Annotated in this window: 24 protein-coding genes, 1 pseudogene and 1 riboswitch; of the genes and pseudogenes, 14 read left to right on the forward strand and 11 right to left on the reverse strand. The window is 54.6% G+C overall.

Going from position 1 to position 24,019, the window contains the following annotated elements; all coding sequences use genetic code 11:
* The first annotated feature begins 106 nt into the window (after positions 1–106).
* From FHC48_RS13230 to htpX, 4 genes are all read left to right on the forward strand, one after another.
* Entirely contained in the window at positions 107–604 is a 498-nt protein-coding gene (locus FHC48_RS13230) for a GAF domain-containing protein (protein ID WP_059364058.1), read from the forward strand.
* 96 nt (positions 605–700) lie between these two features.
* On the forward strand, positions 701–1,387 hold the full coding sequence (proQ, locus tag FHC48_RS13235; protein WP_014884292.1) for an RNA chaperone ProQ: 687 nt from the start codon (positions 701–703) through the stop codon (positions 1,385–1,387).
* Between the two features lie 19 nt (positions 1,388–1,406).
* A complete protein-coding gene (gene prc, locus FHC48_RS13240) occupies positions 1,407–3,455 on the forward strand; it encodes a carboxy terminal-processing peptidase (RefSeq protein WP_008500478.1) in 2,049 nt (682 codons plus the stop codon).
* A 193-nt stretch (positions 3,456–3,648) separates the two neighbouring features.
* The gene (gene htpX / locus FHC48_RS13245; RefSeq protein WP_014884290.1) at positions 3,649–4,530 is read left to right on the forward strand and encodes a protease HtpX; all 882 of its coding nucleotides are present in this window, start codon (positions 3,649–3,651) and stop codon (positions 4,528–4,530) included.
* Between the two features lie 50 nt (positions 4,531–4,580).
* On the opposite strand, the gene FHC48_RS13250 is transcribed toward htpX, so the two are convergent.
* On the reverse strand, positions 4,581–5,954 hold the full coding sequence (locus FHC48_RS13250; RefSeq protein WP_055321134.1) for an MFS transporter: 1,374 nt from the start codon (positions 5,952–5,954) through the stop codon (positions 4,581–4,583).
* 178 nt (positions 5,955–6,132) lie between these two features.
* Here FHC48_RS13250 and kdgR point away from each other — a divergent pair, with 178 nt between their 5' ends.
* Positions 6,133–6,924, forward strand: a complete 792-nt coding sequence (kdgR, locus tag FHC48_RS13255) for a DNA-binding transcriptional regulator KdgR (protein ID WP_008500482.1) — start codon at positions 6,133–6,135, stop codon at positions 6,922–6,924.
* 66 nt (positions 6,925–6,990) lie between these two features.
* Here the strand turns inward: kdgR and FHC48_RS13260 are convergent, their stop codons facing one another.
* A complete protein-coding gene (locus FHC48_RS13260) occupies positions 6,991–7,230 on the reverse strand; it encodes a YobH family protein (protein WP_008500483.1) in 240 nt (79 codons plus the stop codon).
* Between the two features lie 159 nt (positions 7,231–7,389).
* Here FHC48_RS13260 and mgrB point away from each other — a divergent pair, with 159 nt between their 5' ends.
* The 7 genes and pseudogenes from mgrB (at position 7,390) to rlmA (ending at position 12,624) form a co-directional block, all read left to right on the forward strand.
* Positions 7,390–7,533, forward strand: coding sequence for a PhoP/PhoQ regulator MgrB (gene mgrB / locus FHC48_RS13265; RefSeq protein ID WP_006175995.1), 144 nt, complete (start codon positions 7,390–7,392; stop codon positions 7,531–7,533).
* A gap of 74 nt (positions 7,534–7,607) precedes the next feature.
* A complete protein-coding gene (locus FHC48_RS13270; RefSeq protein ID WP_220420536.1) occupies positions 7,608–7,898 on the forward strand; it encodes a YebO family protein in 291 nt (96 codons plus the stop codon).
* A gap of 24 nt (positions 7,899–7,922) precedes the next feature.
* Complete coding sequence (locus tag FHC48_RS13275; RefSeq protein WP_072253791.1) at positions 7,923–8,912, forward strand: MBL fold metallo-hydrolase; 990 nt, start codon at positions 7,923–7,925, stop codon at positions 8,910–8,912.
* Between the two features lie 525 nt (positions 8,913–9,437).
* Positions 9,438–9,582, forward strand: a pseudogene (locus tag FHC48_RS13280) (DUF2627 domain-containing protein).
* A 13-nt stretch (positions 9,583–9,595) separates the two neighbouring features.
* The gene (gene cspE / locus FHC48_RS13285; protein ID WP_001062678.1) at positions 9,596–9,805 is read left to right on the forward strand and encodes a transcription antiterminator/RNA stability regulator CspE; all 210 of its coding nucleotides are present in this window, start codon (positions 9,596–9,598) and stop codon (positions 9,803–9,805) included.
* A gap of 219 nt (positions 9,806–10,024) precedes the next feature.
* Positions 10,025–11,743 carry a peptidoglycan glycosyltransferase FtsI gene (ftsI, locus tag FHC48_RS13290; protein WP_023293943.1) on the forward strand — a complete coding sequence of 573 codons (1,719 nt, stop codon included), beginning with the start codon at positions 10,025–10,027 and terminating at the stop codon, positions 11,741–11,743.
* 65 nt (positions 11,744–11,808) lie between these two features.
* Entirely contained in the window at positions 11,809–12,624 is an 816-nt protein-coding gene (rlmA, locus tag FHC48_RS13295) for a 23S rRNA (guanine(745)-N(1))-methyltransferase (protein WP_023344410.1), read from the forward strand.
* On the opposite strand, the gene mntP is transcribed toward rlmA, so the two are convergent.
* From mntP to manX, 5 genes are all read right to left on the reverse strand, one after another.
* Positions 12,621–13,187 (reverse strand): manganese efflux pump MntP, encoded by a 567-nt coding sequence (mntP, locus tag FHC48_RS13300; RefSeq protein WP_023293941.1) that lies wholly within the window; start codon positions 13,185–13,187, stop codon positions 12,621–12,623. The two genes, rlmA and mntP, sit on opposite strands and share 4 nt — an antisense overlap.
* Positions 13,188–13,197: 10 nt before the next feature.
* Positions 13,198–13,387: riboswitch (yybP-ykoY riboswitch) on the reverse strand.
* Positions 13,388–13,585: 198 nt separating this feature from the next.
* Positions 13,586–14,044 (reverse strand): DUF986 family protein, encoded by a 459-nt coding sequence (locus tag FHC48_RS13305; protein WP_059362540.1) that lies wholly within the window; start codon positions 14,042–14,044, stop codon positions 13,586–13,588.
* A gap of 55 nt (positions 14,045–14,099) precedes the next feature.
* Positions 14,100–14,951: a PTS mannose transporter subunit IID gene (locus FHC48_RS13310; protein WP_006810994.1), complete on the reverse strand. Its 852-nt coding sequence runs from the start codon at positions 14,949–14,951 to the stop codon at positions 14,100–14,102.
* A 12-nt stretch (positions 14,952–14,963) separates the two neighbouring features.
* Positions 14,964–15,764: a PTS mannose transporter subunit IIC gene (manY, locus tag FHC48_RS13315; RefSeq protein ID WP_008500490.1), complete on the reverse strand. Its 801-nt coding sequence runs from the start codon at positions 15,762–15,764 to the stop codon at positions 14,964–14,966.
* 46 nt (positions 15,765–15,810) lie between these two features.
* Positions 15,811–16,776: a PTS mannose transporter subunit IIAB gene (manX, locus tag FHC48_RS13320; protein WP_008500491.1), complete on the reverse strand. Its 966-nt coding sequence runs from the start codon at positions 16,774–16,776 to the stop codon at positions 15,811–15,813.
* Positions 16,777–17,092: 316 nt separating this feature from the next.
* Between manX and FHC48_RS23815 the strand changes: the two genes are divergently transcribed.
* Together FHC48_RS23815 and yoaE are read left to right on the forward strand one after the other, a co-directional pair.
* Positions 17,093–17,251: a protein YoaL gene (locus FHC48_RS23815; RefSeq protein WP_371258203.1), complete on the forward strand. Its 159-nt coding sequence runs from the start codon at positions 17,093–17,095 to the stop codon at positions 17,249–17,251.
* Positions 17,239–18,798: a CNNM family cation transport protein YoaE gene (gene yoaE, locus FHC48_RS13325; protein WP_008500492.1), complete on the forward strand. Its 1,560-nt coding sequence runs from the start codon at positions 17,239–17,241 to the stop codon at positions 18,796–18,798. Before FHC48_RS23815 ends, yoaE begins: the two co-directional genes overlap by 13 nt.
* Before the next feature lie 6 nt (positions 18,799–18,804).
* On the opposite strand, the gene FHC48_RS13330 is transcribed toward yoaE, so the two are convergent.
* The 4 genes from FHC48_RS13330 to pabB form a co-directional block, all read right to left on the reverse strand.
* On the reverse strand, positions 18,805–20,403 hold the full coding sequence (locus FHC48_RS13330; RefSeq protein WP_059362537.1) for a cyclic diguanylate phosphodiesterase: 1,599 nt from the start codon (positions 20,401–20,403) through the stop codon (positions 18,805–18,807).
* Between the two features lie 130 nt (positions 20,404–20,533).
* On the reverse strand, positions 20,534–21,898 hold the full coding sequence (gene sdaA, locus FHC48_RS13335) for an L-serine ammonia-lyase (RefSeq protein ID WP_008500494.1): 1,365 nt from the start codon (positions 21,896–21,898) through the stop codon (positions 20,534–20,536).
* A gap of 185 nt (positions 21,899–22,083) precedes the next feature.
* A complete protein-coding gene (locus FHC48_RS13340) occupies positions 22,084–22,662 on the reverse strand; it encodes a CoA pyrophosphatase (RefSeq protein WP_059362534.1) in 579 nt (192 codons plus the stop codon).
* 6 nt (positions 22,663–22,668) lie between these two features.
* Positions 22,669–23,994: an aminodeoxychorismate synthase component 1 gene (gene pabB, locus FHC48_RS13345; RefSeq protein ID WP_059362531.1), complete on the reverse strand. Its 1,326-nt coding sequence runs from the start codon at positions 23,992–23,994 to the stop codon at positions 22,669–22,671.
* Positions 23,995–24,019 lie beyond the last annotated feature (25 nt).

A 24,019-nucleotide genomic window follows, 5' to 3' on the forward strand; every position in this document is an offset into this window, starting at 1 on the left:
AAAGTTATAATAACTCATGAACGGATTCATCTTGAGCATGAGCGCATTTAATGCTTATTTTAATAGGCTATGCGGTAATTTTGTAAGACAACTAAGTGATTGAATAATGAACAAAGCAGAATTCTACGCGGATCTGAACCGCGATTTTAAGGCATTGATGGCGGGTGAGACCAGCTTCTTAGCCACTCTGGCAAATACTAGCGCATTGCTGTTTGAACGTCTCTCTGACGTGAACTGGGCTGGCTTTTACCTTCTGGAAGGTGAAACGCTGGTGCTCGGTCCGTTCCAGGGCAAACTGGCCTGCGTGCGTATTCCGGTAGGGCGTGGCGTATGCGGCACGGCGGTGGCCGAGAATCAGGTCCAGCGTGTGGAAGACGTTCATGCGTTTGACGGACACATCGCCTGTGATGCTGCCAGTAATTCTGAAATCGTTCTGCCGCTGGTGGTCAAAAATCAGATTATTGGCGTTCTGGACATCGACAGTACGGTCTTCAGTCGCTTTACAACCGAGGACGAACAGGGGCTGCGCGAGCTGGTGGCGAATCTGGAAAACGTACTCGCAGCAACCGATTATCAAAAATTCTTTGCGAGCGTCGCAGGATAATCAACGGATAACGTAGCATTTACTGATAGCGTCATTATAATGACGCCTGTTCATGCCTGCGCTTGTTGGCAACGTCCGTTGTAATCAGGAAATTTCATGGAAAATCAACCTAAGTTGAATAGCAGTAAAGAAGTTATCGCATTTCTGGCCGAGCGTTTCCCGCAGTGCTTCAGCGCGGAAGGCGAAGCTCGTCCCCTGAAAGTCGGTATTTTTCAGGATCTGGTGGCGCGTGTTGAAGGGGAAATGAACCTCAGCAAAACTCAGCTGCGTTCCGCCTTACGTCTTTATACTTCGAGCTGGCGTTACCTGTACGGTATCAAACCTGGCGCGACCCGCGTGGATCTCGACGGCAACCCTTGCGGTGAGCTGGACGAGCAGCACGTTGAGCACGCGCGCAAGCAGCTGGAAGAAGCCAAAGCACGCGTTCAGGCACAACGTGCGGAACAGCAAGCGAAAAAACGCGAAGCCGCCGCTGCAAACGGCCAGGAAGAAGCGCCTCGTCGTGAGCGTAAACCACGCCCTGCGCCGCGTCGTCACGATAATAACGATCGCAAACCGCGTGCAGACAAACCAGCAGCAAAAGCCCCGCGTGCGCCTCGTGAAGAGCCGCGCCATACGCCGGTTTCTGACATTAACGCCCTGAGCGTGGGTCAGGCACTGAAGGTAAAAGCGGGTAACAATGCTATGGACGCCACCGTACTGGAAATCACCAAAGATGGCGTTCGTGTACAGCTGACTTCTGGTATGTCAATGATTGTACGCGCAGAACACTTGTTGTTCTGAAACGGAGGCCAAGCCTGGCATGAACACTTTTTTTAAGCTCACCGCGCTGGCGGGCCTGTTTGCTATAACAGGTCACGCCTTTGCAGTGGACGATATCACGCGTGTTGATCAAATTCCGGTACTCAAGGAAGAGACGCAGCACGCGACGGTGAGCGAGCGCGTGACCTCACGTTTCACCCGTTCGCACTATCGTCAGTTCGATCTCGATCAGGCCTTTTCGGCCAAAATCTTTGACCGCTATCTGAACTTGCTGGATTACAGCCATAACGTTTTGCTCGCCAGCGATGTCGAGCAGTTCGCTAAGCGGAAATCCGAGGTGGGTGACGAGTTGCGTTCAGGCAAGCTGGATCTCTTCTACGATCTCTACAACCTGTCGCAAAAGCGCCGCTTCGAACGCTATCAGTACGCGCTGAAAGTGCTGGAACGTCCGATGGACTTCACCGGCAACGACACCTTCAATCTGGACCGCAGCAAAGCGCCCTGGCCAAAAGATGAAGCCGAGCTGAATGCGCTGTGGGACGGCAAAGTGAAATACGACGAGCTGAGCCTTAAGCTCACCGGCAAAGACGAAAAAGAGATCCGTGACACGCTGACGCGTCGTTACAAATTTGCCATTCGTCGCCTGGCACAGACCAACAGTGAGGATGTTTTCTCACTGGCCATGACGGCCTTTGCGCACGAAATCGATCCGCACACCAACTATCTCTCACCTCGCAACACCGAGCAGTTTAATACCGAAATGAGCCTGTCTCTGGAAGGTATCGGCGCGGTGCTGCAGATGGACGATGATTATACGGTGATCAATTCGATGGTCGCGGGTGGCCCGGCATCCAAAAGCAAAGCCATTAGCGTAGGCGATCGCATTGTGGGTGTGGGACAAACCGGCCAGAACATGGTCGATGTGATCGGCTGGCGTCTTGATGACGTGGTTGCGCTGATCAAAGGTCCGAAGGGCAGCAAGGTTCGTCTGGAAATTCTGCCAGCCGGAAAAGGCACCAAAACCCGTATCGTTACCCTGACCCGTGAGCGTATCCGTCTGGAAGATCGCGCGGTGAAAATGTCGGTGAAAACCGTGGGTAAAGAGAAGGTGGGTGTCCTGGATATTCCTGGCTTCTACGTCGGGTTGACTGACGATGTGAAAGTTCAGCTGCAGAAACTTGAAAAGCAGAACGTCAGCAGCATCATCATCGACCTGCGCAGTAACGGCGGCGGGGCGCTGACGGAAGCGGTTTCACTCTCTGGCCTGTTCATCCCATCTGGCCCGGTGGTTCAGGTGCGCGATAACAACGGTAAAGTGCGCGAAGATGCGGACAATGACGGTGTGGTCTACTACAAAGGCCCGCTGGTTGTTCTCGTTGACCGCTTCAGCGCTTCCGCGTCTGAGATCTTTGCCGCAGCCATGCAGGACTATGGCCGCGCGCTGATCGTCGGTGAGCCAACCTTCGGTAAAGGCACCGTTCAGCAGTACCGCTCTCTGAATCGGATTTACGATCAAATGCTGCGTCCGGAATGGCCTGCACTGGGCTCGGTTCAGTACACCATTCAGAAATTCTACCGCGTAAACGGCGGCAGTACGCAGCGTAAGGGTGTCACGCCGGATATCATCATGCCGACAGGCACCCAGGAGACGGAAACCGGCGAGAAGTTTGAAGATAACGCGTTGCCGTGGGACAGCATCAATGCCGCGACCTACGTGAAAGCGGGTGATATGACGCAATTTGGCCCTGAGCTGCTGAAGGCGCATAACGACCGCATCGCGAAAGATCCGGAGTTCCAGTACATCCTGAAGGATATTGCCCGATTCAATGCCCTGAAAGATAAGCGGAATATCGTTTCTCTGAACTACGCTCAGCGTGAAAAAGAGAACAACGAAGACGATGCAACCCGCCTGGCGCGTATCAACGATCGCTTCAAGCGTGAAGGTAAACCTCTGCTCAAGAAACTGGACGATCTGCCAAAAGATTATCAGGAGCCGGATCCGTATCTCGACGAGACGGTGCATATCGCTCTCGACCTGGCGAATCAGGAAAAAGAGAAACCTGCCGTACAGCCCGCTCCGGCAAAATAACCTCCCAACAGGCACAAGAGATTGTGCCTGTTTCTTTTTGTTCTTCATCCTTCCGTCAGCCAGATTTTCAATTGTGTAAAGTTGTGTCTTTCTGGTGACTTACGCCCGCCGGATGCTTGAAAATAGCCGCAATACCCATACGATGTGGGTAATCGCATAGTGCGTTTTGTTAAACTGAGGTAAAAAGAAAATTATGATGCGAATCGCGCTCTTCCTGCTCACCAACCTGGCGGTGATGGTGGTTTTCGGGCTCGTGCTAAGCCTGACAGGAATTCAGTCGAGCAGCGTTCAGGGTCTGTTGATTATGGCGCTGCTGTTTGGTTTTGGTGGCTCGTTCATCTCCCTGCTGATGTCGAAGTGGATGGCATTGAAATCGGTAGGGGGTGAGGTCATTGAGCAACCCCGTAACGATATGGAACAGTGGCTGATGAATACGGTGGCTCAGCAGTCCCGTCAGGCCGGGATCGCCATGCCGCAGGTGGCCATTTACCATGCTCCGGATATCAACGCGTTCGCCACGGGGGCCCGTCGCGATGCGTCACTGGTTGCTGTCAGCACCGGACTGCTGCAGAACATGAGCCGTGACGAAGCCGAAGCGGTTATCGCCCACGAAATCAGCCATATCGCTAACGGTGACATGGTGACCATGACCCTGATTCAGGGCGTGGTAAACACCTTCGTGATCTTTATCTCCCGTATTCTGGCGCAGATTGCCGCGGGCTTCATGGGCGGCAACCGTGACGAAGGCGAAGAGAGCAACGGCAACCCGCTGATCTATTTTGCTGTGTCGATGGTTCTGGAACTGGTATTCGGTATTCTGGCGAGCATCATCACCATGTGGTTCTCCCGTCACCGTGAATTCCACGCGGATGCCGGCTCTGCGAAGCTGGTTGGTCGCGAGAAGATGATTGCCGCGCTGCAGCGTCTGAAAACCTCCTACGAGCCGCAGGAAGCGAACAGCATGATGGCCTTCTGCATTAACGGTAAATCCAAATCGCTGAGCGAGCTGTTTATGTCTCACCCGCCGCTGGATAAACGTATTGAAGCGCTGCGCAGTGGGGAATACCTGAAGTAACGCAACAAAACACAATAAGCCGGGCAGGAGAACACTCCGCCCGGTTTTTTTTATGCCTGAACCCTGGGCTGGGTCACCCGCAGGCCGCTGACGATAGCCGCGAGGGTGGCAAGTACACCGGCGGTGAGGAGGGCAACATGGTTGCCGTTCTGGCCTGCGAGGTTAAACATCAGGGCGACCAGCGCTGCACCGGTGCTTTGCCCAAGCAGACGCGCGGTTCCCAACATGCCGCTGGCCCCTCCGCTACGATGGCGCGGCGCTGAGGTGATAATGGTGTGGTTATTGGGGGACTGGAACAGCCCAAACCCCGCGCCGCAGAGGATCATGCGCCAGATAATGTCCAGATCGGAAGGCGACGAGGGCAGCAATGCCAGTGCGAAAAGGCCTGTCGCCATCACCGCCAGCCCCAGCGCCCCGAGTAAACCTGCATGAACGCGTTCAATTAAGTAACCTGCCAGCGGGGCCATCACCATGGTCGCCAGCGGCCAGGGGGTGAGCAGCAGTCCGGTCTCCACTTCTGACCGGCCTACCACGCTCTGCAGAAAGAAGGGCAGAGAGACCAGAGCCAGCATCTGGGCGCAGAACGAGCAGACGGACGTGCAAATGGAGAGCGAAAAGAGGGGAATTCGCAGCAGATCAACGGGCAGCAAAGGCGCGGGGAGGGTGAGCTGGCGGCGAACAAAGAAGAAGCCGATCGCCAGCAGGGCGATGAGCTCCGCGCCGGTAAGCATCAGCGATTGTCCCTGCGCAAAGCCGCTCAGCGCCGTAATCAGCAGGCCGAAGGTCAGGGCATTCATCACCGCACTCGTCACGTCGAAGCGCGGCATGCTGATTTTGGGACCGTTAGCGGGAAGAAAGCGCAGGGCAAAGATGATGGCGAGGATACCCAGCGGCACGTTAATGGCGAACAGCCATTGCCATGACGCGACGGAAAGGATCGCCGCCGCAATGGTTGGCCCGGCGGCTGAAGAGACGGCCACAATAAACGAGTTTATCCCCATCCCGCGCCCCAGATGGCGCTGGGGATAAATCAAGCGGATCAGCGCCGTGTTTACGCTCATCAACGCCGCGCCGCCAAAACCCTGCGCGATACGCGCAAGCGTCAGGGTATGCAGTGAATCTGAAAGGGCGCAGAACAGGGAGGTAAACGTGAAAACCACCAGGCCACACTGATACACCCGGCGATAGCCGAACATATCGCCCAGGAAAGAGAACGAGAGCAGTGAAACCACAATCGCAATCTGGTAGGCGTTAACAATCCAAATCGAACTGGCGGGTGAGGCATGCAGGTCGCTGGCGATGGTTGGCAGGGCAACGTTCGCAATCGCGCCGTCAAGGACGGCCATAGAGATACCGATAATGATGGTCGCTATTGCGCCATACCGCTGGGGTAATGGCAGGCCATCGGAAAGATTCTTTTCCATCAGGAGTAAAAAGCTCAGCGTGAAATTATTCTCAGGGTAACTATTTTAGCATTGTTACAGCCGCGATATGTCGCAGATTTGTAACGAAGTAAACGCGGATTGATTGCAGCTGACATGACGGGAACTTATAATAAAAACCAGTTCTGATTTTTATAAAACACTCGCTATGAGGTGGTAAATGGCTATTGCGGATTTGGATAAACAACCAGATTCTGTTTCTTCCGTGCTGAAGGTGTTTGGCATCTTACAGGCGCTTGGAGAAGAGCGTGAAATAGGTATTACAGAGCTGTCACAGCGCGTGATGATGTCAAAAAGCACCGTTTATCGCTTTTTGCAAACCATGAAGTCATTGGGTTACGTTGCGCAGGAAGGCGAATCTGAAAAATATTCTCTGACGCTGAAGCTGTTTGAATTAGGTGCGCGTGCGCTACAAAATGTTGACCTGATCCGCAGCGCGGACATTCAGATGCGTGAAATCTCTCGCCTGACCAAAGAGACCATTCATCTCGGTGCGCTGGATGAAGACAGCATCGTTTACATCCATAAAATCGACTCCATGTACAATCTGCGCATGTATTCGCGCATTGGGCGCCGCAACCCGCTCTACAGTACCGCGATTGGTAAGGTTCTGCTGGCGTGGCGCGATCGCGAGGAAGTGGAGCAGATCCTTGAAGGCGTGGAATACAAGCGCAGCACGGAACGAACCATTACCAGTACGGAAGCGCTGCTGACGGTGCTCGACCGCGTGCGCGAGCAAGGGTATGGCGAAGATAACGAAGAGCAGGAAGAGGGGCTGCGCTGTATCGGCGTCCCGGTATTTGACCGCTTTGGCGTGGTGATTGCGGGCTTAAGTATCTCTTTCCCAACCTTACGCTTCTCCGAAGAGCGTCTGCATGAGTATGTGACTATTCTGCACACTGCCGCACGTAAAATTTCTGAACAGATGGGCTATCACGACTACCCGTTTTAATCCCTGCTGAAATGAAAAAACGCCGCATCTGATGCGGCGTTTTTTATGCCTCATGAACCTGGCTGATTAGCCGTTATCAATCACGACGGAGGTTTTACGCAGTACAGGACATTGGGTTAAGCCAATGATCCCGCTGTCAGTATGCAGATACTGGGCGGTGCTCATTCCTTGTGCGGTTAGGTATTTACACTGAATGCCTAACCCGGCTGCGTTTTCTGTGCTCCCCACAAGCACACCATAGCCCGTTAACAGAAGGCCAATCCAGACAAGGGCCAGTGCAATAATTGTTCGAATGATGAATCGCATTATTACCTCTTTTATCGTTGTTATCGTAATGCTAGCGTAACGTGTTTACGCAATGAAACAAGTGCAGCATTCTTAAAAACCGCGATGGAGGCGCAGTTAGCCCTTGTTTAAGATAAGCGTGATAATCTCGTTACATCAGGTCCTTAGACGGAGTGTGGAGTGAAAAAAATACGCTGGGTAATTCTGATTATCGTACTGATAGCGTGCGTGGTGTTATGGACGCAGACGATCAATGTGATGTGCGATCAGGATGTACAGTTTTTTAGCGGCGTTTGCGCAATCAACAAATTTATTCCGTGGTAATACACATTTTTTCTCAACGTGATTTCCTTCCTTCACGCCAGTGGTAAAATAGACGTTTTTATTGAGGTGGTGAAATGGGTGAGTTACTGAATTCAGGGTTGCTGAATATGGCATCCCTGATGATTTCTTTGGTGGTTCTGCTTGTGGGGCTGGTCATCTGGTTTTTCGTGAATCGGGCCAGTTCGCGTACAAATGAGCAGATCGAACTGCTGGAAGCGCTGCTCGATCAGCAAAAACGCCAGAATGCATTGCTACGCCGTCTTTGCGAGGCTAACGAACCGGAAGAGAAAGACGCGCCGAAAGACGCGGTCGCTGAAGATAACAAAGACGAAGACGGCTTTATCCGCCTGGTGGCTGAGCGTTAATCTTTTTAGTCCTGGGAGGTGGCTGTGGTCTGGAAAAATCCCTGGTATGACCCCTCCCTGAAACATCATACCCCGAACGGTTTTCGTAATACCCTTCCTGTCGGACATCAACCCGGTGACCTTGACCGTTGGCGTAAAGCGCGCAAAGAGGCCGGTTTACCGAAGCCGCCCGCGCTGGGTTATGACGATTTCATCCGCCAGTGGTGGCAACCGGTTGAGCTTGCGACATCTCATGAAGATGGGGTGTGGTGGCTCGGACACGCGAGTGTGTTGCTGCAGCTGGACGGCAATATCATCCTTACCGATCCGGTGTTTTCACGACGTGCTTCTCCGCTGCCTTTCCTGGGACCCCAGCGCAAAACGCCTCCCGTACTGTCTGTCGAGCAACTTCATCAGCTTGATGCGGTTGTCATCTCCCATAATCATTACGATCATCTTGATGACGCAACCATTCGCAGAATCCTCAAGCGCTTTCCCGACGTCTGTTGTTTCGTTCCGTTGGGCCTGGCCGACTGGTTTCGTCGCCGGGGAGCAAAACGCGTGGTCGAACTCGACTGGTGGCAGAGTTTCACCTGGCAGGGGATGACGCTGACCGCCGTGCCGGCACAGCACTGGAGCATGCGCACGCCATGGAACCGCAATCGTTCCTTATGGTGCGGCTGGGTGATGGAAGGACGGCATCACCGTTTCTGGTTCAGCGGTGATACCGGCTATTCGCCTGAGCTGTTGTTGATTCCTGAACGCCTGGGCCAGATAGATGCCGCCGCGTTGCCGATTGGTGCCTATGCCCCACGATGGTTCATGGCTGTTCATCATATGGATCCGCAATCAGCGGTGGCATTGTGGCAGCAGTTGGGTTGCCCTCTGGCGTTTCCCATTCACTGGGGCGTGTTTGAACTGGCAGATGAAGCTTTAGATGAACCTGTGCAGGAGTTAACTGACGCGCTCGATAATTTAGCACCAGTTAATCATTCTTTCAGGATACTGAAAATTGGTGAATATTTATCCTTCTAAACGAAGCGATAAATTGTTGCATATATTCTTGATGTAAACGCGCCTGGGAATGTTTTATTTTTATCGAAACGTTTTGCTTGCCTTCTTTTGATGCAGAGTCATAAAAATTTCATTATTTTGGTGCATAACGCTGTTTATTCGCTGGTGCATTTTAATACAGATGGAAGCGGGTTATTAACAGTGTTTTTTCTCTGAAACAATTTGGTCGCGTTACAATGATTTAAGCATAACTTTTCACAAATTGTTCTAACTCAATCAGGACGAAAGATTTCTTTTCCTGGTTGCTGGACGGTTCGTAATGAATGAGCTATGTTAAAAAAGTCTTAGATTACAGCGGTTGTGCAAGCAATGCTGGGTCTTTGTTACGCAGCAGGGCTGTCTGTACGCGATGCGCATAATTGTGCAAAACCTGACAGGCACTGTTCGAATTTGTGCGGCGGATCGAGACATGTTTAAAAATGGCTTGCCATATTAAACATAGTGTGTGATAACACGTTTTGGGTCAAACGAGGTACAGTTCTGTTTATGTGTGGCATTTTCAGTAAAGAAGTCCTGAGTAAACACGTTGTCGTTGAATACCGCTTCTCTGCCGAACCTTATATTAGTGCCTCATGCAGTAATGTCTCAGTTTTATCTCAGTTAATGCCTGCGGGCTAAGAAAACACTCTAAGGAATTTTGCAAAATGGCAAAGATTAAAGGTCAAGTTAAGTGGTTCAACGAGTCTAAAGGTTTTGGTTTCATTACTCCTGCTGACGGCAGCAAAGACGTGTTCGTACACTTCTCTGCAATCCAGGGTAACGGCTTCAAAACTCTGGCTGAAGGCCAGAACGTTGAGTTCGAAATTCAGGACGGCCAGAAAGGCCCAGCTGCAGTTAACGTAACTGCTATCTGATCGAACCGCTGCTGACTGAAGTGCCCTGCACTTCACTCTCAGACATAAAGCCTCGCCTGTCGCGGGGCTTTTTTATGTCCCTTATCTTTCAAAATATTACCATCCACGGTCTTGTTAGTAACTTGTTGCAAAGCTGCGAGGTTAGTAGCACTGTTTTGCCACCCTAAACCCATCTTTTCCCGTTAAATCAGTGCGTTGTTTTACAGTCCTGGGGTTCAGGTGAAGAAGAAATCGATAGCGACCGTCGGAAATTTCACGCCGGCGCGTTTTGTGCTGCTCTGTTTAGCTATTTTTTGTAGTCTGGCTTTTCTGCTGGGTCGCGTTGCCTGGCTGCAAATCATTAAGCCTGACAATCTGGTGAAGCAGGAAGATATGCGATCCCTCCGCCAGCTGGCGATTGATGCGCCGCGCGGCATGATAATGGATCGCGAGGGCCGCCCTCTGGCGGTGAGCGTGCCTGTCCAGGCCGTCTGGGCCGATCCTAAGACGGTGCTGGCAAAAGGGGGCGTCAGCCTTGATGAGCGCTGGCAGGCGCTGGCCAGCGCGCTGCATCTCTCCCTCGGCACGCTCTCGGCACGCATCAACGCCAACCCGCAGGGTCGTTTTATTTACCTTGCCCGCCAGGTTGATCCGGCACAGGCAAAGTGGATCGATAAACTGAATCTGCCCGGCATCAATTTACGCGACGAGTCCCGCCGTTTTTATCCTGCCGGTCATGTGGCAGCGAACCTGATTGGTTTCACCAATATTGACGGGCAGGGCATTGAAGGTGTGGAAAAGAGCTTCAACGCCCAACTCACCGGCAAGCCGGGCGTGCGTCAGGTGAGGGAAGATCGCTACGGGCGCGTGGTTGAAAACCTGACTGAAATCGCGCCCTCACCGGCGCATAACATTCAGTTAAGTATTGACGAGCGGCTGCAAACCATCACCGAAGATGCGCTCGACAATGCTGTGGCCTGGAACAAGGCCGAGTCGGGGGCATCGGTATTAATTAATATCCCAACCGGGGAAATACTCGCGATGGCGAGCTATCCGGATTTCAATCCCAATAATCGGGAAGGCGCGACGATAAATGATTTCCGCAACCGCGCGATCAGCGATACGTTCGAACCCGGTTCGACCGTCAAGCCGCTGGTGCTGATGACGGCCCTGCAGCAGGGCCTGGTCCAGCCGGACAGCGTGATTGACACCCATCCGTATACCCTTGACGGGCATCGCATTCGCGACGTGGGCTATTACCCTGAGCTGACGATGACCGGGATCCTGCAAAAATCGAGCGATACCGGCGTGTCCCGGCTTTCTCTGGCGATGCCCGTTCAGCACCTTATTGATACCTATCGAAACTTTGGTTTTGGCACCAATACGGGGCTTGGCTTAACGGGGGAAAGTTCAGGGCTGTTGCCACAGCGTAAATACTGGAGCCAGCTCGATCGCGCGACCTTTGCCTTCGGCTACGGGCTGATGGTCACGCCGCTCCAGCTGGCCCACGTCTACGCCACGATTGGCGGGTTCGGGCTTGAGCGTCCTCTCTCCATCACCCGCATCGATCCCCCCGTTATCGGGCACCGCGTCATGCCGGAAGAGATTGCGCACGAAGTGGAGCACATGATGGAGAGCGTTGCGCTGCCGGGCGGCGGGGGCGTTAAGGCTGCCGTGCGTGATTACCGGGTGGCGGTGAAAACCGGCACGGCGAAGAAAATTGACGATAGCGGGAAATATGTCGATAAATACGTCGCCTACACCGCAGGCGTTGCGCCTGCCAGCAATCCGCGTTTTGCGCTGGTGGTGGTGATTAACGATCCGCAAAACGGGGCCTACTACGGCGGTGCCGTCTCCGCGCCTGTCTTCAGCGAGATTATGGGTAACGTGCTGCGTCTGGAGAATATCAAACCTGACGGATTACCGGCGGGGTCCGATCACCTTATCGTCATGCGCTAACCGGGCGTTTATAACAGGGGCGAATAGCGGTACACTTCGCCCTTTGATTATGCTCCGGAGTAGCCATGTCCTTCAGCTGTCCCCTTTGCCACGCCCCCCTGACGTACTCAGATAAACGTTATACCTGTCCGCAGGGGCATCAGTTTGACCAGGCAAAAGAAGGCTACGTGAATCTTCTGCCGGTGCAGCATAAGCGCTCGCGCGATCCTGGCGACAGTGCAGAGATGATGCGGGCGCGCCGCGCGTTTCTCGATGCCGGGCACTATCTGCCGCTGCGGGAGACCGTCGCGCAGAGGCTGAATGACATTCTGCCTGCTTCCGCCACCGCCATGCTCGATATCGGCTGTGGGGAAGGATACTACACCGCACGGTTTGCGGAGGTTGCTCGTGAGAAGGGCGCACAGACATTCGGTCTGGACGTGTCGAAAGTGGCCATTCGCGCGGCGGCAAAACGTTATACCAACGTGACGTTCTGCGTGGCGTCCAGCCACCGGCTGCCGTTTGACGATGCCAGCATGGACGCGGTTATCCGCATCTACGCGCCGTGTAAGGCGGAGGAGCTGGCGCGCGTCGTGAAACCGGGCGGATGGGTGGTCACCGTGACGCCAGGTCCGCGTCATCTGATGGAGCTGAAAGGGCTGATCTACGACGAAGTGCGTCTCCATGCCCCTCATTCTGAACAGCTGGCCGGTTTTACCCTGAAGCAGGCGGAATCGGTGGCGTACGAAATGATGCTGAAAGGGGAAGAGGCCGTCGCGTTATTGCAGATGACGCCGTTCGCGTGGCGGGCAAAACCTGAGGTATGGGAAACGTTAGCGGCACACTCAACATTTCGCTGCCAGACGGACTTCAGCATCCACGTCTGGCAGCGCGAAGATTAACCGGCGAAGTGTGCCCAGAGGATCTGGGCGCCAATGCCAATCAGCACAATCCCCCCGAGGATCTCGGCGCGTTTACCCAGCAGCGGGCCGATAAACCGTCCGACCATCATGCCCAGCGTGGACATAATCAGGGTTGCACAGCCAATAGCCAGCGCGGTGGCGATAATATTGACCTGCAAAAATGCCAGACCGACGCCGACGGCCATCGCATCAAGGCTGGTGGCAATGGCCGTGGTGACCAGCAGCCAGAAGCCGTGGCGGTGCTGCGGCTCCTCGTCTTCATCATCGCCGCCGCGAAAACCTTCAATGACCATTCGGCCACCGAGAAACACCAGCAGGACGAAGGCAATCCAGTGGTTCCACTCCAGCACGAACTGGCTGGCGAGCATGCCAAGTCCCCAGCCGAGAAGCGGGGTCAGCGTTTCGATAGCGCCAAAAATCAGGCCGGTACGCAGAGCTTCTGAGAATTTAGGTTTGTGGAGCGTGGCGCCTTTTCCGATGGAAGCAGCGAATGCGTCCATGGACATGCCAAAAGCGAGAAGGATCGTAGCGGAGATATTCATAACAGCGTCCAGACCGGGGATATCCATATGACACATCACTGCCCCCAGTAAACAGCAGTTGATGTATCTATGGTCTCGCCTGATCGCAACGCACATAAGACATGCGGTAAGCGATCCGTACGTGCCACGTTTTTCAACGAGTATGTTGACACGTACATTTCCTGCGAACAGGAAATCGGCTACTCCCCAACGACGGGCGCAACCTTAACATATTTTGAGAATATAAAACAACAATGAAGAGGCATTATTTAAATCGTTTGTTGATAACGATTTTCATTTGTCTTTAAGCGTGAAAATATCGTTAACAAATAGAGATAAAATTAACGGTGGGGATATAGCTTTGGCTATATTGCTTGCGCAAAATAAACACAAGTTATAGCCATTGCTATATAGCTAACTCATTGAGTTTTAATAAGTAACTTGTATATCTTTTCCAGGTCATCAATATTCTTCACCCGAATAAGCAGGCGGCGTTGTTCTAATTGCATCACCAGCACGCCGTCCTCGGATAAATTCATCTCTTTAATACGGTTATATTCTATCCATACATTGGCGAAGAAGAATCCGTGGGATTTAAAAATGATTTTCGGCGTGCGGATCCAGAACAGATAAATCGCCATTAATGCCAGCGCACATAATAACCATGTGGTTAATAATGCACCATGGCTGGTGACGTTATTGTAAATAAGAATGGCGATGAGGCCCACGAAGATAAAGGCATCCACGCGCCCGCGTCGTAGCAGGGGAAGGGAGAGCAGCGTCTCGCCGTGACGGCGCGGCATGATGAACTCGTCATAGATCGCATAAGCCAGAAGGGCAATAATAAATAAAACCAGTACGATGTCCGTGGCAGTCATTCATCCTCCAGATAAAAAAAACCGGGGGCAAGCCCCCGGCCTATAGCATTGATACTTACAGACCCAGCAGGCCGACGGCGTAACCCGCGATACCGATGACGAAGAAGCCAACGATAATCCACAGCGGGTTCACTTTCTTACGCAGCAGCCACATACAGGCGAAGGTCAACAGCAGCGGGACCAGGCCCGGCATCAGCTGGTCCAGAATCGTCTGCACGGTGGTGACGCGAGTCTGACCATCCTGTCCGGTGATGGTCGATACCACCAGCGGGATGTTCACGTGCGTCCACTTGTTAACCAGTGCCCCCATGACAAACAGGCCGAGGATTGACGCCCCCTCGGTCAGTTTCTGCAGGAAGCCGCCGCCCATGTCCTTAACGATGTCCACCCCTTTACGGTAGCCGTAGGCCACGCCGTAGTAACGGGTCAGCAGACGCACGGCGTTGAACAGGATGAAGAACAGCAACGGGCCAAGCAGGCTGCCGCTCATCGCGATACCGGCACCCAGTGCCGCGAAGACCGGACGCACGGTACCCCAGAAGATAGGGTCACCGACGCCAGCCAGCGGGCCCATCAGACCGACTTTGATACCGTTGATGGCACCGTCGTCAATCTCTGCGCCGTTCGCACGCTGCTCTTCCATCGCCAGCGTTACGCCCAGAACGGGCGCCGCAACGTAAGGATGGGTGTTAAAGAATTCCAGGTGACGCTTGATGGCCTGACGGCGCGCTTCGTTGTTTTCCGGATACAGGCGTTTGATCGCCGGAACCATGGAGAAGCAGAAACCCAGCGCCTGCATACGTTCGAAGTTCCATGAACCCTGAAACAGGTTAGAACGGATGAACACGCCACGAATATCACCCGGAGTGAGTTTTTTCTCGGTGGTAGTTTTTGTCATATCAACCATGTCGCTCACCTGTTAGTCCAGTTCGTTATCGAGATCGTTGTTACCAGCAGCCTGCGCTGGGGCACCCGCGACGCGGTTATATTTCGGGCTGAGCTGGATGTAGAGAATCGCCATTACCGCACCAATCACACCCAGTGCAACCAGGTTGAAGTTGGTGAATGCCGCGGTCACGAAGCCGAGGTAGAAGAACGGCATCAGGTAGCCTGCGCGCATCATGTTGATGACCATCGCATAACCAACGACCACGATCATGCCGCCCGCGATGTTCAGACCGCCGGTGACCACTTCAGGAATGGCGTTCAGCATGCTCTGGACTTCACTGGTACCGACGGAGATCGCAACGATAACAGCCGGGATCGCGATACGCATCGCCTGCAGGAACAGGGAAGAAACGTGGATCCACGACAGTGCCGTGAGGTTGCCGTTTTCGGCGGCCTTATCCGCTGCATGCTGGAAGGCTACGGTGATAGTACGAACAATGATGGTCAGAACCTGGCCTGCGGCTGCCAGTGGGATCGCCAGGGCGATACCTGCACCAATACTCTGGTGACCGGCAATAACCAGAACGGTCGAAATGATAGAGGCCAGCGCGGCATCAGGCGCAACTGCCGCACCGATGTTCATCCAGCCCAGGGCGATCATTTCCAGGGTACCACCGATGATGATACCGGTTTTCATGTCACCCAGAACGGCCCCAATCAGCGTACAGGCCACCAGAGGGCGGTGGAACTGAAATTCATCAAGTACGGATTCCATACCCGCAATACATGCGACGACGAACACCAGTACAATCTGAAGAGTGGTAATCTCCATTGCACTTCTCCTATTACATAAACTTTATGTGAGAACCGGCGCGGGCTTATTTCCCAACTTTGCCGATCAAATCCATCATTTTCAGTTTTTGATCCGTGGAAACCTTACGGGCTTCCAGCTCAATACCGCGCGCATTCAGCTTGTTGAATGCCTCGATATCTTTCGCATCAACTGAAATGGCGTTGTTGACCTGCGTTTTGCCCTGACGGAAGGCCATACCACCAATGTTAACGGAGGTGATTTTCACGCCGCCTTCAACAATGCGCTCAACGTCTGTCGGGTTAGTGAACAGGAGCATTACGCGTTCGCCCGCATATTTCGGGTTGTTGTAAACGCGGATCATCTTGGCGACATCCACGACGTGCGCGGTAACGCCAGGCGGAGCAACCTGTGTCAGAAGGGTTTTACGAACGGTGTCGGCGGCCACTTCGTCGCTGACCACGATAATGCGTTGAACGTTGGTCTCTTTGGTCCAGCGCGTGGCAACCTGACCGTGGATGAGGCGGTCATCAATACGCGCAAGGCCAATCACCATGTAATCATTCGGACCCATCGGTTTTGCAGGCGCTGCCGCTTTCGGTGCCGCTGCGGGCGCAGGGGCAGGTTTTTCCACCGGCTGTGCTTTCAGGGCTTTCACCCCTTCACGGCCCGTTTCAACGGCCAGGGCCACCAGCTCGTCGAAAGACGGATTGTCGTCGCGCGCCATGAAGGTTTCCACCAGCATGGGGATATTGACCCCGGCGACAACTTCATAGTGCTCTTTATCGACGACAATGCGGCTGGCAGCATTGAACGGGCTGCCGCCCCATGTATCAACGAGAAACAGCACGCCCTTGCTGGTATCCAGCTTCGCGAGTTGAGCGTTGTACTTCTCAATCAGCGTCTCGGCGTTTTCTCCGGGAACGAAATCGATCCAGCCGACGTTTTCCTGCTCGCCCAACAGCATCTCTGCCGTTTTGAGTAGCTGCTCAGCAGCCCAACCATGTGTGCCTATGACAATAGCAATGGTCACTTGCTACCTCCTTTTATTATCATTAATACGCCTGCCGGGCAGTCGTACTGAGAATCGTATTGGCGAACCGAATCGATTCAGATAAGGGTTAGAGTTCAAAAAACTAAGACTTCCGCGAATTATTTTAGATAGTGAAAAAATAATTTATGTGATGAAGATCCGTAATTTAGCCACGCGCGACAGAATTATCTTAAGGGTACAGCCACTGTGTTACAGATCTTTGCAAAGGAACGTAAATCTTTGCTAAAAATGCATTGTGTCTGATATGTTTAGCCTCCGTTTAATTGTTCAGGAGTATAGGGCTACAGCCCACTATATGGACCGTCACCGACGTCAGTCATCTTTCAGGCCATTTCGCGCCTTTTTCACCGGCGATCCTCGCCACGTATCGACTCTGTCTGCCTCTGTTTTGCCCACGTTGAGTGGGGCACCGTTTCGTCATTCCTTTAGCAGGAGCTTGTCATGGAATTCTTAATGGACCCGTCAATCTGGGTAGGATTGCTCACGCTGGTGGTGCTGGAGATTGTTCTCGGCATCGATAACCTGGTGTTTATCGCCATCCTTGCGGACAAGCTGCCGCCAAAACAGCGTGATAAAGCGCGTCTGATTGGTCTCTCGCTGGCGCTGGTCATGCGACTGGGTCTGCTCTCCGTTATCTCGTGGATGGTCACGCTGACCAAACCGTTGTTCTCCGTCATGGATTACACCTTCTCCGGCCGTGATTTGATCATGCTGATCGGGGGGATATTCCTGCTCTTTAAAGCGACGACAGAGCTCCATGAGCGGCTGGAAAACCGGCAGCACGATGATGGTCACGGTAAAGGGTATGCCAGCTTCTGGGTGGTGGTGCTGCAGATCGTGGTGCTGGATGCGGTCTTCTCGCTGGATGCGGTGATCACGGCGGTCGGCATGGTGAACCACCTGCCGGTCATGATGGCGGCTGTGGTTATTGCGATGGCGGTCATGCTGCTGGCGTCGAAACCGCTGACGCGTTTCGTGAACCAGCATCCGACGGTGGTGGTGCTGTGTCTGAGCTTCCTGCTGATGATTGGTCTGAGCCTGGTGGCGGAAGGCTTTGGCTTCCATATTCCGAAAGGCTACCTGTACGCTGCGATTGGCTTCTCGATCCTGATCGAGCTGTTCAACCAGATTGCGCGTCGTAACTTTATTAAGCAGCAGTCAAATCAGCCGCTGCGCGCCCGTACCGCGGATGCCATTCTGCGTTTGATGGGCGGTCGTCGTCAGGTGAACGTTCAGTCTGATTCCGAAAACCACAACCCGGTTCCGGTGCCGGAAGGGGCGTTTGTGGAACAGGAACGCTACATGATTAACGGCGTGCTCTCTCTGGCCTCCCGTTCGCTGCGCGGCATCATGACGCCACGCGGGGAGATCAGCTGGGTCGATGCTAACCTGAGCGTGGATGAAATTCGCCAGCAGCTGCTCTCTTCACCGCACAGCCTGTTCCCGGTGTGTCGCGGCGAGCTGGATGAGATCATCGGCGTGGTCAGGGCAAAAGAGATGCTGGTCGCTCTGGAAGAAGGCGTTAACGTCGAAGCCGTTGCTGCCGCATCGCCTGCGATTGTGGTGCCGGAAACGCTGGATCCGATCAACCTGCTCGGTGTGCTGCGCCGCGCGCGCGGTAGCTTTGTTATCGTCACCAACGAGTTTGGCGTGGTGCAGGGGCTGGTGACGCCGCTGGACGTGCTGGAAGCGATTGCCGGTGAATTCCCGGATGAAGACGAAACGCCGGAAATTGTTGCCGACGGCGAAGGCTGGCTGGTTAAAGGTACGACCGACCTGCACGCGCTCTCGCACACGCTGGGGCTGGAAAACGTGGTCAACGATGAAGAAGACATCGCGACCGTTGCCGGTCTGGTTATCGCCGTGAACGGGCAGATCCCGCGCGTCGGCGATGTGATTGAGCTGCCGCCGCTGCACATTACCATTGTCGAAGCCAACGACTATCGCGTTGATATGGTCCGCATTGTTAAAGAACAATCTGCCCACGATGAAGATGAGTAAGTCTGCTTAACGCAGCGGCATTAAGGGCACGATGTGCCCATTATGACGCGCTGGCGGGGGAGCACTTCCCGCCAGCCAGTCTGGAAAGTCCCGCAGCGGCATCGGCCGCGCATAGAAAAATCCCTGCAGCACAGGTACGCCGTGACGGCGTAAATAGCGCGCCTGCTCCTCAGTCTCAACCCCTTCCGCCACCAGCTCGATATTCAGCCGCTGGCCCAGCGCAATGATCATATCCGTCACCGTTGAATTTACGGCGTCGGTGCCGATGGCGGTCGTAAAAGACTGGTCAATCTTCAGGACGTCCGGGTGCAGCTTTTCAAGCCAGGAGAGGGAGCTGTTCCCGGTGCCGAAATCGTCGATAGCAAGCTTCACGCCTTTGCGATGCAGTTCGCGCACGATGCGATAATCCGCGTCCAGCAGTGCATCCCGTTCCGTGAGTTCAATTACCAACTGCTGTCGCGGATTGGCGCTGAACCAGAGACGGTTCAGATCCTGTATCAATACTGCGTGGCGGAAATGGCTGGCGGCGACGTTAATGCCGATGTGAAAACCGGGGCTGGACGGGAAGTAGCCTATCTGGCGCACCGTTTCGGCGATGACGTAGCGGGTCAGGGGGACAATCTGGTTATGTTCTTCTGCCAGAGGGATAAACACCTCCGGGGTGATCCAACCCTGACGGGGGTTATTCCAGCGCAGCAGGATCTCCACGCCAGTGCATGCCTGGGTGCGGGCATTCACCAGCGGCTGGCAGAAAAGCTCAAATTCCCGCGCCGCAATGCCCATATCGATCTCCCACGTAAAGCTCATCCGGTTTGCCGTCGCCAGCCAGGCGAGATAGCCCAGCAGCAGGCTGAGCATCAGTCCCAGCGGCAGCTGGGCGGGCAGGCTTTTTAAGGCTAACTCACCGGGGCCAGGTCCGCTGACCGTAATGGTGAAAGGATTTTGGGTTGAAGACTGCTGGAAAAGGGCGCTCTCCTCATCAAACGTCAGGCTGTCGGTGACGCGTTGACCGTAGCGTAAAAACCGATCGCCGACTGTCAGCACCACGTCATTGATGAGCGGACGCTGGGGCTCAAGGATCATTCTGGCGATCAGGTCGATATTGATAATCTCGACGACGCCATCTTCACCGTCCTGAGAGACGGGATACCACTGGATCAAAACAGGGCTACCCTTAAGCAGCCACGGGTCGGTCGATAAAATCAGCTTCGCCGTGCTGGCAGGGAGCTCCTGAAGGACGTCACGCACAGGCTCGCTGCGGCTGCCGAAAATACTCGAACAGTACAGGATACCGTCTTTGATCAGGGCAATGGAGCGTACCGTCTGCAAAATGGCTGCCTGCTGCCGCAGCGCCAGCTGCACCTGCAGGCAGGGCTGCCCCACCAGCGGCTGCAGCACGTTGCGGTGGTTTTCCAGGGAAAGCAGAACGTTATCAAGGGCGCGAACGGTATGGCTGGTAAAATCGAGGATCCGCTGTTGGTTAACGTTGCGCTGGGAGATAAAGCGAATGCCTAGCGTCAGGATGAGCGTGAGGAGCGCAACCGTCACGCAGACGATAACGCGTTTTCGGCGATAATTTTTAATGATCGTTTGTGCAGTTTGCATGAACGGTCGCCTGATAAGCCACCAGCCACAAAAGCCGGACGCAACAGTAAAAGTGTAGTGGGGAAAGCAGAAGGAGACGAGGAAGAAGAGGGAAATTCGCCCATCCGTTGCAGATGGGCGAAAGGCAGTATTAGTCGCACTGCACCTTAATGGCCAGGCCACCGCGGGACGTCTCGCGGTATTTCGCGTTCATGTCTTTGCCCGTTTCGTACATGGTTTCAATCACCTTATCCAGCGATACGCGAGGTTCGCTGGTACGGCGCATCGCCATACGAGAGGCGTTGATGGCTTTCACCGAGGCAATCGCGTTACGCTCAATGCACGGCACCTGCACCTGGCCCGCGACCGGGTCGCAGGTCAGACCGAGGTTATGTTCCATACCGATTTCAGCCGCCACGCAGACCTGTTCAGGGCTTGCACCCAACAGCTCTGCCAGACCCGCCGCCGCCATGGAGCAGGCCACGCCGACTTCACCCTGACAGCCCACTTCCGCACCGGAGATAGAGGCATTCATCTTGTACAGCGCGCCGATGGCACCTGCCGCCAGGAAGTAACGGATATAGATGTCCGGCGTCACGGGCTCAATAAAGTGGTCGTAATACGCCAGCACCGCAGGAACAATGCCGCACGCGCCGTTGGTTGGCGCCGTCACGACGCGGCCCCCGGCGGCGTTCTCTTCGTTAACCGCAAGCGCAAACATATTCACCCAGTCGACCACGTTCATCGGGTCGTTGGAGAATTTGTCCGTGGTTACCAGCATACGGCGCAGAGCAGAGGCACGACGCGGCACGCGCAGTGGACCCGGCAGAACGCCTTCGGTGTTCATCCCGCGATCGATACAGGCGCGCATGGTTTGCCAGACGTTGGCAAAATAGTCTTCAATCTCTTGTTTGCTGTGCAGGGCCAGTTCGTTCTGCATCACCATGCCGGAGAGGGAAAGACCGGTCTGTTTGCAGTAGCCCAGCATCTCGGTCGCCGATTTGAACGGGTACGGCACGCTGACGTCGCCGACGCTGTCTTTGCCAAAATGCTCTTCATCCACGATGAAACCACCGCCGATGGAGTAGTACGTTTTGCTGTAGATCTCTTTTTCACCGCTATAAGCGTGAATGGTCATGCCGTTTTCATGCAGCGGCAGGTTGTCGCTGCGAAAACGCATGCCGTCATCCTGCGGGAAATCGACTTCCTGCTGGCCGTTTGCCAGCAGCAGGCGGCCGCGTGTTTCCACGTCGCGGATGAATGCCGGAATGGCATCAATATCAACGGTATCCGGCATATTGCCTGCCAGACCCATAATAATGGCGATATCGGTGTGGTGGCCTTTACCCGTTAATGACAGCGAGCCGTAAACATCCACGGCGACACGGGTAACGCTTTCCAGTAATCCTTTTTCGACCAGATCATCGACGAACTGTTTACCGGCCTTCATCGGGCCAACAGTATGGGAAGACGAAGGGCCAATTCCCACTTTGAACATGTCGAATATACTAATCACTTTCACACTCCTGACAGGGTTACCGGGGTTCCAGTAACGATGTTATAACTGCGCATAGTGTAAGAGGGAACACCGACCTCGGCTTAACTATTCACATGAATTAAACTAATGGTTAACGATGGGTTTTGCTAATAGCGCGACGCAGATCGCAAACCTGGCGGAAGAGGGCGGAATGTAAAGTATAGTCAAGGCTTCAGGCCGATCTGCAGCGCCAGCTCACGAATAATCCCCGCCGTCATGCCCCAGACAAAATAATGCTGATACCAGGACAACCAGACCCGATGGTCATGCCCGCGACGCTGAATATCCAGCGGGTGATAACGACTCAGCCGAAGGGCCTCTTCCAGCGGCATTTCAAACACCGCAGAGACTTCATCGACGCTGGCGTGATACTGCAGACCCGGCGGGATAATGCCCACCACCGGCGTGACCTGGAAACCGGTAACGCTGTCGACGGGCGGCAGCACGCCGATGATCTCAACGGCCTCCGGCGGAATGTCCACCTCTTCCTGCGCTTCGCGCAGCGCGGCGGCAATCAGCGAGGCGTCGGAGCTGTCTACCGCGCCCCCAGGAAAAGCGACCTGACCGGCATGCTTGCGTAAATGGGCGGAACGCTGGGTGAGCAGCAGGCCCGGCTTCGCGCGACGCACGACCGGGATCAGCACGGCCGCCTGACGCTGATTCAGCGCTTCGCGATTGACCTGCGGTCTTAGTAGCTGAAAACGCGATAAAAAGTCATCCAGCGTCAGGTTCTCTTTTTCCACCCGTGATTACTCCAGTAGTTTCAGGATACGGTTAACTTTATCAAAGGTTTCCTGATATTCCGCCTCGAGCTGACTATCGGCAACAATCCCGCCACCGGCCGAACAGTAAAGATTTCCGTTGCAGGCGGTCAGAGTGCGGATGGTAATGCTGGTATCCAGCGTGCCGCACAGGCTGATATAGCCGATGCTGCCGCACCAGGCGTTGCGCCGGTGGGGCTCCAGTTCATCAATGATCTCCATTGCCCGCACCTTCGGCGCACCGGTGATGGAGCCGCCCGGGAACGCGGCGCGCAGCAGGTCGCAGGCCGTGCGCGAGTCTGGCAACTGCGCGGTAATGGTGCTGACCAGATGATGCACCGCAGGGAAAGGCTCGACGACAAACAGTTCCGGCACGCGGACGCTGCCCGGCACGGCCACCCGGCCAATGTCGTTACGCATCAGATCGACAATCATCAGGTTTTCGGCGCGGTCTTTCGGCGAGGCGGCGAGTTTTTCCGCCTGCTTGCGGTCGGCGTCGGGATCGGCAAGGCGTGGCAGCGTGCCTTTAATCGGACGGGTTTGAATGGTCCCCTCTGCCAGATGGATAAAGCGCTCGGGCGACAGGCTGAGGATCGCCCCCTGCTCCAGACGAACAAACGCGCTAAACGGTGCCTTGTTGCTGGCATTTAGGCGGGTAAACGCCTGCCACTCATCTCCCCGATAGGTCGCCTGGAAGCGCTGGGCGAGGTTAACCTGGTAGCAGTCGCCGCTTTGCAGATACGCCTGAACGCGCGCGAATTTTTCGGCATATTCCGCAGCGCTCATGTTCGAGCGCCAGCCGGAGGTGAGCGTGAACGTCTGTGCCGGTGCAGGCTGCTGCGCCTCAAGCCAGTCCAGACGCGCCTGGACGTCACGATGGCTCAGCAGGGAAACCGTTTTTTTCTGGTGATCGACGATTAACGCCCAGTCATACAGCCCCACGGCCATATCTGGCAGGGAAATATCAGCCTGCGCATGCTCGGGCAGCGTTTCGAAACGGCGGCCCAAATCATAGCCAAACAGGCCCAGCGCGCCTCCCTGAAAGGGAAGGTCCGGGTTTGGCGTAGCGGATAAGCCCAGCGCGTTAATGTCGTGCTGAAGCTGCGCCAGCGGATCGTCCGTCAGCGACAGGTCATCGGTTGTCAACGTCTTCAGCGGATCGGCGACCAGAATATCAAAGCGGCTGTAGGGATGGTCCGCATGGCCGGAGTGCAGCAGCATCGCAAACGGAAGATGGCTCAGGCGGGTAAACCAGTATTCAGCGGCGTCTGTCCGCCAGGGCAGGGTAATAACAGTGGGGAAGCGCATGTTCATGTGTGGCATACTACCGGGCAGCGTG

The sequence above is a fragment of the Enterobacter sp. EC_50 genome (genome assembly GCF_019584525.1).
Classification (GTDB): domain Bacteria; phylum Pseudomonadota; class Gammaproteobacteria; order Enterobacterales; family Enterobacteriaceae; genus Enterobacter; species Enterobacter roggenkampii.